Annotated in this window: 15 protein-coding genes and 1 pseudogene; 6 read left to right on the top strand and 10 right to left on the bottom strand. The window is 64.3% G+C overall.

Translation table 11 applies throughout. The annotated features are described in order from the left end of the window. Window positions 1-53: 53 nt before the first annotated feature. Complete coding sequence (locus ACFQ2F_RS02715; protein WP_379085337.1) at window positions 54-593, top strand: gamma-glutamylcyclotransferase; 540 nt, start codon at window positions 54-56, stop codon at window positions 591-593. Window positions 594-634: 41 nt separating this feature from the next. Here the strand turns inward: ACFQ2F_RS02715 and ACFQ2F_RS02720 are convergent, their stop codons facing one another. The 5 genes from ACFQ2F_RS02720 to ftsE form a co-directional block, all read right to left on the bottom strand. Then, window positions 635-1048, bottom strand: coding sequence for a hypothetical protein (locus ACFQ2F_RS02720; protein ID WP_379085340.1), 414 nt, complete (start codon window positions 1046-1048; stop codon window positions 635-637). 185 nt (window positions 1049-1233) lie between these two features. Continuing rightward, complete coding sequence (locus tag ACFQ2F_RS02725; RefSeq protein ID WP_379090574.1) at window positions 1234-1974, bottom strand: lysophospholipid acyltransferase family protein; 741 nt, start codon at window positions 1972-1974, stop codon at window positions 1234-1236. Beyond that, window positions 1974-2657, bottom strand: a complete 684-nt coding sequence (locus ACFQ2F_RS02730) for a YdcF family protein (RefSeq protein WP_379085343.1) — start codon at window positions 2655-2657, stop codon at window positions 1974-1976. Before ACFQ2F_RS02730 ends, ACFQ2F_RS02725 begins: the two co-directional genes overlap by 1 nt. Before the next feature lie 94 nt (window positions 2658-2751). Further along, complete coding sequence (locus ACFQ2F_RS02735; RefSeq protein ID WP_379085346.1) at window positions 2752-3759, bottom strand: cell division protein FtsX; 1008 nt, start codon at window positions 3757-3759, stop codon at window positions 2752-2754. A gap of 26 nt (window positions 3760-3785) precedes the next feature. Continuing rightward, the gene (gene ftsE / locus ACFQ2F_RS02740) at window positions 3786-4442 is read right to left on the bottom strand and encodes a cell division ATP-binding protein FtsE (RefSeq protein WP_379085348.1); all 657 of its coding nucleotides are present in this window, start codon (window positions 4440-4442) and stop codon (window positions 3786-3788) included. A 156-nt stretch (window positions 4443-4598) separates the two neighbouring features. On the opposite strand from ftsE, the pseudogene ACFQ2F_RS02745 reads away from it, so the two are divergent. The 3 genes and pseudogenes from ACFQ2F_RS02745 to hpt form a co-directional block, all read left to right on the top strand. Continuing rightward, window positions 4599-4700, top strand: a pseudogene (locus ACFQ2F_RS02745) (zinc-ribbon domain-containing protein); the annotation flags it as partial. A 633-nt stretch (window positions 4701-5333) separates the two neighbouring features. Further along, the gene (locus ACFQ2F_RS02750) at window positions 5334-5855 is read left to right on the top strand and encodes an FxLYD domain-containing protein (RefSeq protein WP_379090576.1); all 522 of its coding nucleotides are present in this window, start codon (window positions 5334-5336) and stop codon (window positions 5853-5855) included. Further along, entirely contained in the window at window positions 5855-6463 is a 609-nt protein-coding gene (gene hpt, locus ACFQ2F_RS02755) for a hypoxanthine phosphoribosyltransferase (RefSeq protein WP_379085351.1), read from the top strand. Before ACFQ2F_RS02750 ends, hpt begins: the two co-directional genes overlap by 1 nt. Window positions 6464-6490: 27 nt before the next feature. Here hpt and ACFQ2F_RS02760 read toward each other — a convergent pair whose 3' ends face one another. The 4 genes from ACFQ2F_RS02760 to argH all read right to left on the bottom strand — a co-directional run bounded on the left by ACFQ2F_RS02760 (window position 6491) and on the right by argH (window position 12387). Next, window positions 6491-9238 carry a TIGR02302 family protein gene (locus tag ACFQ2F_RS02760; RefSeq protein ID WP_379085354.1) on the bottom strand — a complete coding sequence of 916 codons (2748 nt, stop codon included), beginning with the start codon at window positions 9236-9238 and terminating at the stop codon, window positions 6491-6493. Between the two features lie 171 nt (window positions 9239-9409). Beyond that, a complete protein-coding gene (gene lysA / locus ACFQ2F_RS02765; protein WP_379085357.1) occupies window positions 9410-10681 on the bottom strand; it encodes a diaminopimelate decarboxylase in 1272 nt (423 codons plus the stop codon). An 18-nt stretch (window positions 10682-10699) separates the two neighbouring features. Continuing rightward, window positions 10700-10900, bottom strand: a complete 201-nt coding sequence (lptM, locus tag ACFQ2F_RS02770; protein ID WP_379085360.1) for an LPS translocon maturation chaperone LptM — start codon at window positions 10898-10900, stop codon at window positions 10700-10702. Between the two features lie 89 nt (window positions 10901-10989). Continuing rightward, window positions 10990-12387: an argininosuccinate lyase gene (argH, locus tag ACFQ2F_RS02775; protein WP_379085363.1), complete on the bottom strand. Its 1398-nt coding sequence runs from the start codon at window positions 12385-12387 to the stop codon at window positions 10990-10992. A 179-nt stretch (window positions 12388-12566) separates the two neighbouring features. On the opposite strand from argH, the gene ACFQ2F_RS02780 reads away from it, so the two are divergent. Both ACFQ2F_RS02780 and ACFQ2F_RS02785 read left to right on the top strand, forming a co-directional pair. Continuing rightward, entirely contained in the window at window positions 12567-13154 is a 588-nt protein-coding gene (locus ACFQ2F_RS02780; protein WP_379085366.1) for a TlpA disulfide reductase family protein, read from the top strand. 16 nt (window positions 13155-13170) lie between these two features. Next, window positions 13171-13719, top strand: a complete 549-nt coding sequence (locus ACFQ2F_RS02785; protein WP_379085369.1) for a CAP domain-containing protein — start codon at window positions 13171-13173, stop codon at window positions 13717-13719. Between the two features lie 22 nt (window positions 13720-13741). Here the strand turns inward: ACFQ2F_RS02785 and ACFQ2F_RS02790 are convergent, their stop codons facing one another. Further along, the gene (locus ACFQ2F_RS02790) at window positions 13742-14635 is read right to left on the bottom strand and encodes a D-alanyl-D-alanine carboxypeptidase family protein (protein WP_379085372.1); all 894 of its coding nucleotides are present in this window, start codon (window positions 14633-14635) and stop codon (window positions 13742-13744) included. Window positions 14636-14897: the final 262 nt, after the last annotated feature.

A 14897-nucleotide genomic window follows, 5' to 3' on the forward strand; every position in this document is an offset into this window, starting at 1 on the left:
GGACAAGCCGGCGCAAGGTTGGGACGGACGTTTTCGGACTTTTGAGCGGGTAGATGGGAAGCGACGACGAGCTCTGGGTTTTCGGCTACGGCTCCTTGATGTGGCGGCCTGGCTTCTACTTCGAGGAATCGCCGCCGGGTTTGCTCAAGGGCGCCCACCGCTCCATGTGCATCTATTCCGTCACCCATCGCGGCACGCCGGAGCGGCCCGGGCTGGTGCTCGGGCTCGATCAGGGCGGGGCCTGTCGCGGGGTGGTGTTTCGGGTCCGCAGCGGCCACGAGGAAGAGACGCTCGAGTATCTGCGCGAGCGGGAGCAGGTGACGAAGGTCTATCGGGAGGTGGTGCGCCCGGTTCAGCTTCTCGACGGATCGGACCGCAAGGTCCAGGCTATCTGCTTTCTCGTCGACCGCGGAAACCGCCAGTACGCCGGTAGGCTCTCCATGGAGGAACAGTTCCGCATCGTTTCCGATAGCGTCGGCGATTCAGGCAAGAATATCGAATATGTGCTGAACACGGTCCGCCATCTGGAAGATGCGGGCGTGCACGATCGCTTGCTCGCCGGGCTTGCAGCCCGGCTTACCGGCCGGCTCTAAAGCGAACCGGCCGCCAAAGCTGGAATTTCAGGAAAAGCTGATTACGCAGCGACCGCGACGGGCTCGGACTGCTCCTGGGTGGCGCGGAGGTCGTCGCAGACCTCTTCGCGCTCCGCATCGGTCTCGGCCAGGAGGTGGATATGCACCTCATTGGCGCCGAGCTGAGCGCCGCGGTGACGAAGGTCGGCCAGATTGAGGGACGAGGTGTCGCCCGTGGTCGCACCGATCGCCAGAGGCGTACGGCTGCCGTCTTCGTCACGGCGGACGAGGATGTAGTTCGCCTGCGGCAGGGCCGGGCATCCGATCAGGCTGTAGACGCTATGAAGATAGCGCTGGCCCGAGGCACCCCGCCAATAATGGAAAGCCTGACGAAAGGCCTCATCGGCGCAAATGAGCGCAGGCTCATCGGCGGGGCCAACCGTTTCGCTTTGGATTTCTGCGGCAGTCACGAACATGTCAGTTCATCCAGTATCGTTCGATTCGTCCTGGAAATGGGCTCAGCCGTGACGATTTCAAGACAGAGGAGCCGTTTCCGTTCCGATTTCGCGAACAAATATAGAACATCCCTCTGTCGAACGTCAAGCTGGAGGAAAAACGCCTTGATTCGCGGGAAAGTTCCCGCCCTGAGACGTCCCGAGCTTTAGCCGCGATCGCGCTGTTCGCGGGCCTCGGCGACCAGGCGATTCGAGGCGGATTCGACGGTCTCTTCCAAACGGGAGAGGAATTCGGCTCTGGGCAGCCCGGCGGGAATGGGGGGCAGGAACTCGAAGACGATGGTGCCCGGGGTCAGGAGCAGGGTGCGGCGGGGCCAGAACATCCCGGAATTCAGGGCCACGGGCACGCACGGCACCTTCAGCGCCTGATAGAGCAGGAAGACGCCGGTCTTGTAGTCGGGTTCGGCGCCGACGGGGCGGCGGGTGCCTTCTGGAAAGATGATGATCTCCCGGCCTGCGGCGGTGCGCTTCTGGGCTGCCTTCAGCATCTCGCGTAGCGCTTTCGCGCCCTGGTCCCGGGCCACCGGGATCATGCCGAATTTATGGGAAAACCAGCCGTGGAAGGGGATCCTGAAGAGCTCCTTCTTCATCAGATAGGCCGGATCGCGCAGCTGGGTCACCAGGGCAAAGGTCTCGAAGGCCGATTGATGCTTTGAGGCGACGATACAGGCGCCGTCCATAAGGTTTTCGCGGCCGCGGACCTCCAGATTGATGCCGGCGATGACGCGCAGCAGGAAGATCTCCAGCCGTGCGTTGAGGTTGAGTGCCGTCATGGACCAAGCGCGGGGCATCAGAAGCAGTGGGGACAGCAGCACCACCATCGCCGTCGTCGTGAAGTAGAAGAGAAAATGAAACAGCAGCGACCGGGCGTATTGGATGGCCTTCATCACGGTTCGTCGATTTCCTCGGGCCGGGAGCGCCATTCGCCATAGACAATCTTGCTCACCACGCGGGTGGCGGCAAGGCGCACCATAGCGGGCAGATATTTCAGATATTCGGACATCAGCAGCTTGGTGGTGCCGGGGTAAAGCCACCAATCGTCGAGATGCACCTTCTTGTCGATCACCGGGTAGGGGTAGAGGTCGACGGCGGGCATGGTGCGGCCGAGCTCGGCCAGGGCTCGGGGCATGTGATAGTTCGAGGTGACGATGATCACAGAACTGTAGCCGTGTTTGGCGGCCCAGGCGGAGGTCTCGGTGGCGTTGTCGATGGTGTTTTGGGCCTCGTGGTCGAGATCCACGCAGCAGGACAGATACTGGCTGTTTCTGGTGCCCAGCGCCTCGAGCTCCTTCTTGGTGGTCTTCTGATAGACGCCGCTGATCAGAAGCCGCTGGGCCTTGCCGTTGGCGAGCAGGCTCATGGCCTCGTCGATCCGGGCCGTATCCCCAGTCAGCACGGAGATTCCGTCCGCCTTGGGCGGATCATTGATGTCGCGCTCGATGCTGGAGACGAACAGCACGAAACCGACCAGCAGCACCGCGACGACGAGCAGGAGCACGTTGAACCCCGCCCGCAGCAGGGCGTAGAGCAGTCCCGTTCCTTCGTTGGATATGGTTTCGGCTTCCGACACGGTCTAATCCATGCTGCCCCCGGGGGGCGCACAATAGGCTGAATTTCGTTTGCGGAAAATCGCGTTCGACGTGGGCTCAGTTCGATGAGCGCGATCAGTCCTCCAGGGCGCCGGCGACCTGATCGTATTTTCGCAGCACCCGAATGACGCCCAGGCGGGATGTGACCATGCATAGTCCCGCCACGACGATCACGACGAGCAGGAACAGCAGATAGCCCCCGATATCGAGATCGCCCGCGCCGAAGAGCCGGCGTGTTTCGGCCGCAGCCACCAGGCCGCCGCCCACCAGATGCATGAAGAGGGGGAGAAGCAGGAAGACCAGGGCGGCGCCGATCGCGCCGACCAGGCTGGCCCGCAAGCCAAGCCCGAGAAAATGCCTTTCGAACTCGCCGGCGATGAAGCCGTCGGAAGCGCCGATGAGATGGAGCACCTCGATGACCTCGCGGTTGGAGGCCATGGCGCTCCGGGTGGCGGAGATGATGACGGCGACGGTGGCGGCCGCCACGAGTCCCAGCAAAATCAGCCCGCCGAGGGCGGCTGTGCGGGTGAGGCCGCGGATCTCGGACTGCCAGCGGCGGTGGTCGTCCAGGGTCACGCCGTCGAAATTGTTGTCGATGGCCTCGCCGATCAGCTCGAGATCGGGCGGGTCGGACCGATCGATCTCGACTGCGATCAGCCGCGGGATGGGCAGCTCCTTGATGGCGTCGCTCTTGCCCAACCAGGGCTCCAGAAGATCGGCGGAATCCTGCAGGGAGAGCGGCTTCACCTGGGTGATCCCCTTCTGCTTGGCGAGAAACAGGGACACCAGGGTCATCTTCTTCTCGATATCGGGCGTGTCGATGGGATCGAGCTCGATGGTCACCTCGCTGACCACGTCGTTCACCCAGGCGGAGGCCGACTGATTGATCATGTAGACCGTGCCCACCATGAGGCAGGCGAGGAAGGTCATGATGGCGATGACGACGGTAAGCGCCGTCCAGGCGATGGTGGCTTCGGGCAGAAGCTGGGCATTCTCCGAGCGATAGCGGGCGGGGAGGAGCCCCTGCCAGAGGCTATCCCAGGGATAGCTGCGAAAATCGTCCCAGAGCTGCGAGGTGTTCAATGAAGCTCCGCTCACTGGATTGCCACTCAATGGATCTCCACACGTCCGTGCTGAAGGACGAGGCGCGGCGCAGCGAGCTTGTCCATCAGGGCGTAGTCGTGGGTTGCGATGATCACCGAGGTGCCGAACCTGTTAAGCTCGATGAAGAGGCGAAGCAACCGGTCGCCCATCTCGGGGTCCACATTGCCGGTGGGCTCGTCGGCCAGGAGAAGCTCCGGCTTGCCGATCACGGCCCGGGCGATGGCTGCGCGCTGCTTTTCGCCGCCGGAGAGCACTTCCGGATAGGCATTGATTCGGTGGCCGAGATCGACCCAGCGCAGCAGATCCGTGACATCTTCCCGGTATTCGTTGGGGCGCAGGCCCATGACCCGCAAGGGCAGGGCGACGTTCTCCCAGGTGGTCAGGTGATCGAGCAGGCGGAAATCCTGGAAAACGATGCCGATGCGGCGCCTGAGCCCTGCACGGCCGGCAGAATCCAATTCTTCCACATCTTGTCCAGCCACGTAGATATGCCCGTCGGACGGCCGCAGGGCCATGAAGATCAGCTTGAGCAGACTGGTCTTGCCGGCGCCGGAAGGGCCCGTCAGAAAGTGGAAAGATCCACGGTGGATATGAAATGTGATATGCCGCAGAACGTCGGGGCCGGAGCCATAACGGAGCGCGACATCGTCAAAGCGTATCAAACGATTCCCTCAATGCGCCGTTTACCCCTGATTCAGCATGATTGCCCACATGCGGGCCTTTATGCTGAACTCGCCATCCGGTATCAATCGAATTGGGCAAAGGCGTGAGGCCGCCCGCCAACCGCAAGCGTCGCCTGGAAGCCCGGTGAATTCACAATGGCATCAGTAATTATCTGTCCCGCATGCAGCGCCCGTTTTCAAACCGCCGCTGCCTTTCCACCCGAGGGCCGCAAGGTTCGCTGCAGCAAATGCGGTCATGTCTGGCAAGCGCATCCCGTAAGCGCTGAAGACGAGGCTGCGCCGGAAGGGCCGCCAGCGCAAGGGCAAGCTCCTTCGCAAGCCCCGTCCAACGGGCCGAATCAGGCCGGCGGACAGCAGCGGCCGGAGAACGGCCCTCCTGCCGGTGCGCCCGGTGGACCGCCGCCTCAAGGCCAGCGGCCGCCGCAGCGCCCGCCTATGCCGCCGGGACAGGGGCAGCCAGGACAAGGACAACCAGGTCAGGCCGGGCCTCAGGGTGGACCGCCGCGTCCGCCACAGCCGCCGCAAGGGCCGCGGCCTCAAGCGCCGGGTCCGCAAGGCGGTCCCGCAGGACAGCCGCCGCAAGGCCCAGGCCCTCAAGGGGCACCGCAAGGATCTCCGCAAGGGCCTGGCGGTCAGCCTCGCCAGGCGCCGGCCGCCGGGCCTGCGCCCGAGACACGGTCCGCACCGCCGCCTCCGCCCCCGCCGCCCGGCGGGCCGCAACCGGATGCGGAATTCGGCTCCTATGAGTCGGCTCAGTACGACTCCGGTGAGGATGCAAGTTTCGGCGAGACCGAGGAGCAGCCTCCTCAGGAAGACGCGGATTTCGGTTTCGACGAACACTATGGCGAGGAGCCACCCGCTCAGCCGGCAATGACAACGCCTGTGGTCACGGAGCCGCGCAAGGAAGGCGGGCTGAAAGCCAAGCTCGGCCGCAGCGGCGAGGGCCGCCCCGGTCAGGGCGCCTTGCTGGTCGCCGGCTGGTCCATCTTGGGGCTGGTCGTGGTCGGCGTGCTGGCGATCTTCCTGTTGATGCCGGCCGCCGTGATGGCCGCCCTGCCGGGCTCGGGCCATCTCTATCAGGCCATGGGCATCGCGCCGGTGGAGCAGGCAGGTCTCGGCTTCGATGGCGTGACCTACAAGTGGACGCGCTATCAGGGCCAGCGGATGCTGCAGGTGGAAGGTCAGATCGTGAACTTCACCGATGCGGAAGCCTCCGTGCCGAATGTGCTGATCGCGCTGCTCGATGGAGACGGGGAGAAGATCTCCGAATGGATGGCGCCGGGGAGCGAGACCAATGTCGCGGCTCAGGGCCGGTCGGAGTTCGCCACCCAGATTCCGTCGCCCCCTGACACCGTGCGCAGCTTCCGGGTGCGGTTCCAGAAGGAAGGCTGATGGGCGCGCCCGCGCCAGAGGCAGGCGGCGTCAAGACGCTCTACGACGCGGCGCAGATCTCCACGCGGGTGAACGAACTCGCCGCGCAGATCGCTGACGCCAAGCTCCAGCGGCTCGTCATCGTAGCCGTTCTGAAGGGCAGCTTCATCTTCGCCGCCGACCTCATCCGGGCGCTCCATGTCCGCGGCCTCGCGCCTGAGATCGATTTCATCTTTCTTGCAAGCTACGGCGCCGGGACGACATCCCAAGGCAGCGTCAAAGTGCTGCGCGATGTCGGCACGCCGCTTTCGGGCCGGGACGTTATCCTGGTGGACGACATTCTCGATTCGGGGCGCACGCTGGCCTTCGCCAAGGATCTGCTGCAGCAGCGCGGGGCAAACCGCGTGATGACCTGCGTGCTCATCGACAAGCAGGGTGTGGAGCGGGTCGTGCCCATCGAGGCCGATCTCATCGGCTTTTCCTGTCCGCCCGAATTCGTGGTCGGCTACGGGATGGATCTCGCTCACCGCTATCGTGAGCTGCCCTTTATCGGGGTGGTTGCGGAGGAGACTGCCGCGGCTTTGGAGCCCGAGGCGACCGCCGATGCCCCGGAGAAGGCCGAGACCTGAGGGTCTGTCGCTTAGAGTAGGACCGTCCTAGTAGGACCGGATCAGCCGTTCCAGATATTCCAGCTCGATCATGGGGCGCTGGGGATCGCCCAGGCGACGCCTGAGCTCGTCCAGCACCTGGCGGGCGCGCTGGATGTCGATCTCGTCGGGCACCTTCACCGATAGGCCGTAATCGGGCTGATTGTTCTTGTTGGGACGGCCTAGGGGATCGCGGTTGGTCTGGCCTTGGGCCTGGCCCTGCTGCTGGGAATTGCTCTGCATGGCCTGCTCGGCCATGGATTTCGCCCCTTCACGCATATTGTCGAGCGCCATGCCCTGCTGTTGGGCGGCATTGCCGAGCTGGTTCTGACCCAGGGCATCCTGAGCATCACCCATTGAGTCTCCGGCATTGCCCAGCTCGCTCGGCGCCTCGGAGCCGCCGATCCGCATGGCGTCCATGAGCTGTTGGAGCTGATCCATCAGATCGCCCTGGCGCTGGGCGAGATCGTTGTTCTGGGGCCCTTGGCCCTGACCCTGCTGACCGCGCGGCCCTTCGCCTTGCTGACCTTGTTGTCCCTGCTGGCCTTGCTGCCCGGGCTGCTGCTGTTGGCCCTGCTGCTGCTGACCCATCTGGCCCATCTGCTGCTGGCCCTGGTTCTGGGGCGGCTGACCGAACAGCTCGGGGAACATCTGCCGGCCATACTGCATGGGCTGACCGGGCGGGCTGACCTCGAACTGCTCGTTCTGGCCGGGTCCCTGCTGCTGGTTCTTCTTGAAGGTCTCGTCCATCAGCTGCTGCTGCTGATTGATGAGATCGCCAAGCTTCTCCATGGCCTTCTGCATCTGTTGCTGCTTGGCGTTCTCGGAGAAGGTGCCGGTCTGCAGGCGATTGAGCACGTCCTCGAGTTGGGAGAGCATCTGCTCGGCCATCTCGTTGGAGCCGGCCTGGGCGAGCTTCTTGATGTTGTCCAGCATCTGATCGAGATTCTGCTGGGACATCATCTGCTCGCCGCTCTGGGGCTGGGCATCCTTCGGCAGATTGCCCTTCTCCTTCGCCTGCTGGGCGAGTTGCTGCATGTATTTCTCGAGCTTGTCGCGGAGGTTGTCGACGAGCTGCTCGATCTCCTCCGGCGAGGCGCCGTTCTTCAGCGCATCTTCTAGCGCCTTCTTGGCGGCCTTCATGGCCTGCTCGGCGGCCGGCAGATCGCCGTCCTCGATGCGGAGCGCGATATCCCAGAGTTGATTGGCCACGGTGATGAGGGAGTCGCGCGAGGTATCGTCCTCAAGACGCCAGTAGGCGCTGCGCAGGCCCAGAAAGACGCGGAAATCCTCGTTCACTTTGTCGGCGCCCAAAGTCAGCGCATCGAGGGCCAGGGCCACCTGATCGGCCTGATCTGGGTGGCGCACGAGATTGCGGCGCTGCTCGACGACCGCCTTGGCGAGCGGCTTGGTGAACTGCCGTTCCGGCAGGATGAACTCGTAGATCTCGCTGCGGCCTTCCTGACCGGCCTGGTCCTTGGCGACCAGGGTCATGGCGACGCGCAGGCCCGCCCAGGGGTGCGCGGTCAGATCCGTGGTGGAGGTGCCGGCAGCCTGCTTGGCGTTCGCCTTGGGCAGCTTCAGCGCCATTTCCGGCGGATCGAAGAGCGGGTCCTTGTCCGGGTCAATGCCGGAGAGAGCGATGGGGAAGCTGCCGTCTTCGGTCTGCTGCAAGAGCTCGAATTCGGCCGCGGCGCTGGCGACGCCGAAATCGTCGGAGGCTTCGTAAGTGAGGCGAAGCGCGCTGCGGGGCGTCTTGGTGGGCTCGCCCTTGAGGTTGACGGTGGGGGCGAGATCGTCAGCCAGGGAGAACTGCCAGCTCGCCGCGGTCTGACGGTCGATCTCGACCGTGGCCGTAGCCGATTTCTTCAGCGGCACGTGAAATTCGATGAGCCCATCGCGGCCTTTCTCCGGCTCGATGGTCTTAGGCTTGCTGGCCTTCGCTTCCTTGCGGTCCTTGCCGTTATTGCCTTCCTTGACGATCGGGCCTTCGGTCAGGGTCAGCCGCACGGGCTCGCCTTCCGGCGCGTGGGCCCGGACGATCAGCTCGCTGCGCTCCGGCACGGTGAGGGCACGAAAGACCTCCGCGCCGGCGCCGACGCTTTCGCTGCCGTCGGCCAGCACGATGGGCGCTTCGCCCGTATAGACCGGCGGGGTCACCCAGGCGTCGAGGCGGAGCAGGGCTTGGGATTCGGTGGGCGCGAGCACGAAGGCCTGTTTGATGCGGTTGAAGGTGTCGGGCCCGGCGATGACGATGGCGACGAAGACCATGAGCAGCAGGCCGGCGCGCACCGCATAAGGATCACGGCGGTCGTTGCGGGGCTCGGGCCAGGAGGGCCGCAGCTTCTGCAGCAGATTGGCGAGGCGGCGGCGATGGGCGGCCCAGAGCGCGTCGGTCTCGGGATCGGCGTAACCGGAGATCGTGTCTTCGTAGGAGGACGCCGGACGATGCTTCACCCCGGCATTGCGCTCAAGCCGGCGGACGGCTTCCTGACGGGAGGGCCATGAGAGGCGGGCGAGGGGGAAGAGCGAGGCGAGCAGCGCGATGGCGAACGCGGCGAGGGCCACGCGATGGGCCATGGGCGGGAAATAGGCCCAGAGCTGCAGCAAGCTCATCACCAGGAATGCGCCGACGACGATGCCGGGCCAGAGCAGGGCTTCCCAGATGCGTTCGGCCGTCATGGCGAGCCAGCTCAAGGTGACGCGGCTTTCGAAGCTGCGCGAGAGCGCAGCGTCGGCTTCCGCCCGCTCGCGCATTTCTCTCCGGGTCTTGAGGCTGTTCTTCCGTCTGGATACCACCGGCATCCTCTCTAGGTAACGCGCAAGGGGGCTATGACGCGCAAGCGAGCTTAGCTGCACTTTCGCTTCGGCCAAAGCCGAACTCGCGCAGATGTGATGGGCTGAATGCCGCGTTCTTCGCTTTGCGGATTACGCCTTCAGCCAGTCCGGCATGCGTTCGGCCGCCAGCATCGTCTCGTAGGTCGGACGGGGCCGGGTCGCGGCATAGCGGTCGCCCGAAACCAGCACCTCCGGAACGGCCAAGCGACTATTATATTGGGACGACAATACGGCGCCGTAAGCCCCCGCCGTCATCACCGCCAGCAGATCGCCGGGAGCGAGCTTCGGCAGAGTGCGATCCTGGGCGAGGAAGTCGCCGCTTTCGCACACAGGCCCCACGATATCGGTGGTCTCCATGGGCGTGTCGGCCGTCGGCTCCTGGACGGGCCAGATCTCGTGATAGGCCTCGTAGAGGGTCGGGCGCATGAGATCGTTCATGGCCGCGTCCACGATGGTGAAGCTCTTGGCCGCGCCTTCCTTCTCGTAGATCACCCGGGTGACGAGGATGCCTGCATTGCCCGCGATCATGCGACCCGGCTCGAAGAGAAGGCGGCAATCGAGGCTCTTCACGCTTTCGCGCACCAGGGCTGCGTAATCGAGGGGCAAGGGCGGGGCGGGGGCGTCACTGCGATAGGGAATGCCCAGCCCGCCGCCGAGATTGACGAAATTGATGGTGAAGCCGTCGGCGCGGAGCTTCCGGACCAGCTCGGTCAGCAGCGCGAAGGCGTTGCGGAACGGCTCCAGATCGGTGATCTGACTACCGATATGCATATGCACGCCTTCCGCCTCGATCCCCGGCAGGTCGCGGGCGAGGCCGTACAGCTCGAGCGCCTGATCGAAGGGGATGCCGAACTTGTTCTCCGCGCGGCCCGTGGCGATCTTGTGATGGGTCTTGGCGTCTACATCCGGATTGACCCGCAGCGCGATGCGAGCGGTGACGCCCTGCGCATCGGCCACCTCACTCAAGGCCCGGAGCTCGGCTTCGGATTCCACGTTGAAGGCGAAGATGCCTTCCTGGAGCGCGTAGGCCATCTCGTCCTTGGTCTTGCCGACGCCTGAGAAGACGATGCGCTCCGGCTCGACGCCGACGGTGCGGGCACGGCGGAGCTCGCCTTCGGAGACGACATCCATGCCGGCCCCGGCGGCAGCCAGGGTCGCCAGCACGCCGAGATTGGAGTTGGCCTTCACGGAATAGCAGACGAGCGCGTCAAAGCCGTCGAAGGCCTCCGCGAAGACGCGGTAGTGGCGCTGAAGCGTCGCTGTGGAATAGCAGTAGAACGGGGTGCCCACCTCCTCCGCGAGATCGACGAGACTGACCTCCTCGGCGTGGAGCACGCCCCGCCGGTAGGCGAAGTGGTGCATCTTATCGGCTCGGAAGCGCTATTCGAGGAACCCGTCGATGATCAGGCGGCGGTCGGGCGCCTTCTGCATTTTGGTTTCGGGATCGGCCTGGGTCGTCGGCACGGGCGAGGGCGGACGCTCCAGCGAGCCCTTACGGCCGCAGGCGCTGAGACCCACGCTCATCAGCAGAGCGACAATGACGAGAAGGCGCCACGCGCTGTCCATGGTCTTGAGTCCCATGGTTCTGCCCTTCCGATCCGGTTTCGTTCGGCGCGTCACGCGAAGGACGCGGCCAGCTTCAGACTATCTGTATCAGATACTGCCTTGTTCTATCCTGTCGGGGCCTCTTTCGCCAACCGCTTTATCCAGCGCTTCGCCTCGCGGCGCACATTGGACGGGGCGGTTCCGCCATAGCTTTTGCGGCTTTTGACGGAGGCTGCGACGGAAAGCACGGAATAGACGTCCTCTGTGATCTTGGAATCGATGGCCTGAAGATCGCTTAACTCCAGTTTCGCCAGCGGTTTTCCCTTCTCTTCGGCAAGCGCGACGATGCGTCCCGTGACGTGGTGGGCGTCGCGGAAGGGAAGTCCTGCCTCGCGCACCAGCCAGTCCGCCAGGTCGGTGGCGGTGGAGAAACCCTGGCCGGCGGCGCGCTTCATGGCCTTCTTGTTGGGCTCCATATCGCCCACCATCCCGGCCATGGCCGCGATGCCGAGCTTCAGGGAGGCGAGGGCGTCGAAGACGGGCTCCTTGTCCTCCTGCATGTCCTTGGCATAGGCGAGCGGCAGGCCCTTCATCACCATGAGAAGCGACTGGAAGGCGCCGGCGATGCGGCCCGTCTTGGCGCGGATCAGCTCGGCGGCGTCGGGGTTGCGCTTCTGGGGCATGATGGACGAGCCGGTGGAGAAGCGGTCCGACAGCTTGGCGAAGGAAAACTGCGCCGAGGCCCAGTTGACGATCTCCTCGGCGAGCCGGGAGAGATGCATGGCCGCGATGGTCGCCGCAGCCATGGTCTCCAGTGCGAAGTCCCGGTCTGAGACAGCGTCCAGGGAGTTGGCCGTGGGCCGGTCGAATTGAAGTGCCTTCGCGGTCATCTCTCGGTCGATGGGAAAGCCCGTGCCGGCGAGCGCCGCGGAGCCAAGGGGCGATTCGTTGAGCCGTGTGCGGGCATCGGCGAAGCGGCCCCGGTCGCGGCTCAGCATCTCCACATAGGCGAGGCAGTGATGGCCGAAGGTCACTGGCTGGGCGGTTTGGAGATGGGTGAAGCCCGGCATGACCGTTGCGGCGTGCTCCACGGCCTGCTCGGCCAGCGCCAGCTGCAGGGCGGCGAGACCGGCATCGATCTCGTCGATCTCGTCGCGGACATAGAGCCGGAAATCGGTCGCCACCTGGTCGTTGCGCGAGCGCGCGGTGTGGAGCTTGCCGGCGGTGGGGCCGATCAGCTCCTTCAGCCGGTTCTCGATATTGAGGTGGATGTCTTCGAGTTCTCGCGAGAAGTTGAATTCCCCCGCCTCGATCTCCTTTGCGATGGTGTCGAGCCCGCCCACGATCTGCCGCTCTTCGTCGGCAGAGATGATGCCGGTGGCGGCAAGCATGGCGGCATGGGCTTTCGAGGCCAGAATGTCCTGGCGCCACAGCCGCTTGTCGAAGCCGATGGAGGCGTTTATCTCCTCCATGATCTGGGCGGGGCTTAAATCAAACCGGCCGCCCCACATGGTATTGGCCATTTGTTGAGCCTTACTCCATTGGGCGAAGCCAAAAACAGGCGAGGAACCAAGTGAGCGACAGCAAGAGCCAGGGCCGAAAGCCATCGCCGCTCGGGATTGGGGTCGTCGCGCTTATAGCGGCGATTGCGGGTTTTGGCATTATTTTTTGGGTTTTTGGACCGAAAAACCCTGAATCCGACGTGAAAACGGCCGATTCGGCCGAATCCGCCGCAGACACGCCTGCGGCTTCGAGCAAGGGAAGCGGCCCGCTTGCCGGTCTCAACAAGGGCGATATGGCGGCCTTCGTGATCAAGAAGGAGCCGGAGCCTCTGCCGCCCATGCCCATGGAAGGGGCGGACGGCAAAGAGGTCGCCATGGCCGACTTCAAAGGCAAGGTCGTGCTTCTGAACATCTGGGCGACCTGGTGCCATCCCTGCCGTGAGGAGATGCCGGCGCTGGACAAGCTTCAGAAGGAACTCGGCGGCGAGGATTTCGAGGTCGTGGCGATGAATATCGACCGCGGCAGCCCGGACAAGGCGAAGGACTTCCTGAAAGAGGTGAAGGCTGAGAACCTCGCCTTCTATCGCGACCCGTCCAGCAAGCTCTTCACCAAGCTCAAGGCCGTGGGCATGCCGACCACCTTGCTCGTCAACCGCGACGGCGAGGAGATGGGCCGCTTGGTCGGGCCAGCGGAATGGGATTCGCCGGAAGCCGTGCGTCTGATCAAGGCAGCGATTGCCGCGAATGGCGATGCGGCGGACCCCGGCGACGCCCCGGAAACCCAGTAGAGGCGAGGGGGCGGTCGTGATCTATCTCCGCCTCTTTTCGCGCTCCCTTCTCATTGCTCTTTGCGCAGCCGGCGTGATTTCCGCCTGCACGGATGCGCCTCCTGTCAGAGAGGTGCGCGCCGGCACGGCGCTGGAGAAAGCACCAGCGCTCGATCCGGCCCAGGCGCGCGATGCGATCAATGTCTACAGAAAAGCGAAGGGGCTCAAGCCGCTCGCCGTGAGTGCGAAGCTGAACAAGGCGGCCATGGTGCAGGCAGAGGATATCGCCAAGCGCGGTCGTCTCGATCACAACGGCTCGGACGGGTCCACCGCCGGCGATCGCGTGAAGCGTGCCGGTTACGACTCGGCTCTCACGGCGGAGAATATCGCGGCCGGACAAAGAAGCTTCGAAGAGGTGTTCCAGGGCTGGAAGAAGAGCCCCGCTCATAACCGCAATCTGCTGTTAGCGGACGCCAAAGATATGGGAATCGCGGTGGCGTTCGCGCCGAACAGCGGATTCAAGGTTTTCTGGGCCCTGGTGCTGGCAGCGCCGCCGAGCGCAGAAACCAGGTCCAACTGGGAATAGGACCAACTGGCACCGGGGTGGATTAACCCCCGCAGATCTCCCGCCTGAGATGAGCAGGCTGATCGCTGAGCGAGGCCTGCATGGCGAGCCCGTCGAGGGTCGTGCCGAAGAGGGATTTCCAGAAATAGCGCTTGAAGCCGTTCTCAAGGAGATCGGTGACGCGGTCGCGCCTGGCCGGCACGGAGACCTCACCCAGCACCACGGCCACGAGGCGGCGGCCATCTCGGGTGGCGCTGGCAACGATGTTGAAGCCGGAATCGCAGATGAAGCCGGTCTTCATGCCGTCGGCGCCTTCGAAGTCGCGCAGCAGACCGTTATGGGTCCGCAGGATCTTGTCGCCCACCTTCACGTGGCGGAGCTTGAAGATGTCGGCGTATTCGGGAAATTGCAGGATGATCGCCCGGGCGAGACGGCCCATGTCGCGGGCCGTGGTCACCTGATTCTCGTTGGGCAGGCCGTTGGCGTTGGCAAAGCGGGTGTTGGTCATGCCCAGATGCTGGGCTGCCGCATTCATGCGGACCACGAAGGCCTGCTCGCTTCCGCCACCGAGCGCCTCCGCCAGCATGACGGCCACGTCGTTGGCGGACTTCACGATGATGATCTTGATGGCAACTTCCAGAGTCAGCTCGCCGCCGACCGGCAAGCCTAGCTTGGTGGGCGCCTGAGACTGGGCGTGAGCAGAGCATTGGATCTTCGTGTCCATGGTCACCCGGCCCGCCCGCAGATCGGAGAAGGCAATATAGGCGGTCATCAGCTTGGTGAGCGATGCGGGGAACCACGGCACATCCGGGTCCTCGGCGTAGAACACGGTGCCGTTATAGGGCTCGAAGACGAGCGCCGGACCGGCATGGGCGAGATTTGGGGGCAGCAGCAGCGCTACGGTGAGCAGCGCGGCGGCAAGACGTCTTAGCATCATCAAAGCTTCCCTCACCGGGGCCTTACTCGGCATCGCCGCGATCGGCCCGGGCGCTATTCGCTTGGGGACCTGCCGTCTGGCTGAGGCGCGTGGCGCTCGCTCAGCCTCCGAGGCACCCCGTGTCTTACGAACACAGACGAGTCCGGACACAGATAAGTCGGACGGCTCGGCATCACAGGCTTCGTTCGCTTCGATCTCAGCCCCGAACACCCTCGAAGCAACCGGCGAACGCCGAACAGCGGCAAATCAATTGCCGCTGGAT

It is taken from the genome of Methyloligella solikamskensis, assembly GCF_042676065.1.
GTDB classification, from domain to species: domain Bacteria; phylum Pseudomonadota; class Alphaproteobacteria; order Rhizobiales; family Methyloligellaceae; genus Methyloligella; species Methyloligella solikamskensis.

What these genes read in the sequence shown, in the direction of transcription:
- argH (WP_379085363.1), bottom strand. Translation starts at nt 12,387, where the DNA reads ATGGCCAATACCATGTGGGGCGGCCGGTTTGATTTAAGCCCCGCCCAG.
- ACFQ2F_RS02750 (WP_379090576.1), top strand. Translation starts at nt 5,334, where the DNA reads ATGACAACGCCTGTGGTCACGGAGCCGCGCAAGGAAGGCGGGCTGAAA.
- ACFQ2F_RS02720 (WP_379085340.1), bottom strand. Translation starts at nt 1,048, where the DNA reads ATGTTCGTGACTGCCGCAGAAATCCAAAGCGAAACGGTTGGCCCCGCC.
- hpt (WP_379085351.1), top strand. Translation starts at nt 5,855, where the DNA reads ATGGGCGCGCCCGCGCCAGAGGCAGGCGGCGTCAAGACGCTCTACGAC.
- ACFQ2F_RS02760 (WP_379085354.1), bottom strand. Translation starts at nt 9,238, where the DNA reads ATGCGCGAGCGGGCGGAAGCCGACGCTGCGCTCTCGCGCAGCTTCGAA.
- ACFQ2F_RS02790 (WP_379085372.1), bottom strand. Translation starts at nt 14,635, where the DNA reads ATGATGCTAAGACGTCTTGCCGCCGCGCTGCTCACCGTAGCGCTGCTG.
- lptM (WP_379085360.1), bottom strand. Translation starts at nt 10,900, where the DNA reads ATGGGACTCAAGACCATGGACAGCGCGTGGCGCCTTCTCGTCATTGTC.
- ACFQ2F_RS02715 (WP_379085337.1), top strand. Translation starts at nt 54, where the DNA reads ATGGGAAGCGACGACGAGCTCTGGGTTTTCGGCTACGGCTCCTTGATG.
- lysA (WP_379085357.1), bottom strand. Translation starts at nt 10,681, where the DNA reads ATGCACCACTTCGCCTACCGGCGGGGCGTGCTCCACGCCGAGGAGGTC.
- ACFQ2F_RS02725 (WP_379090574.1), bottom strand. Translation starts at nt 1,974, where the DNA reads ATGAAGGCCATCCAATACGCCCGGTCGCTGCTGTTTCATTTTCTCTTC.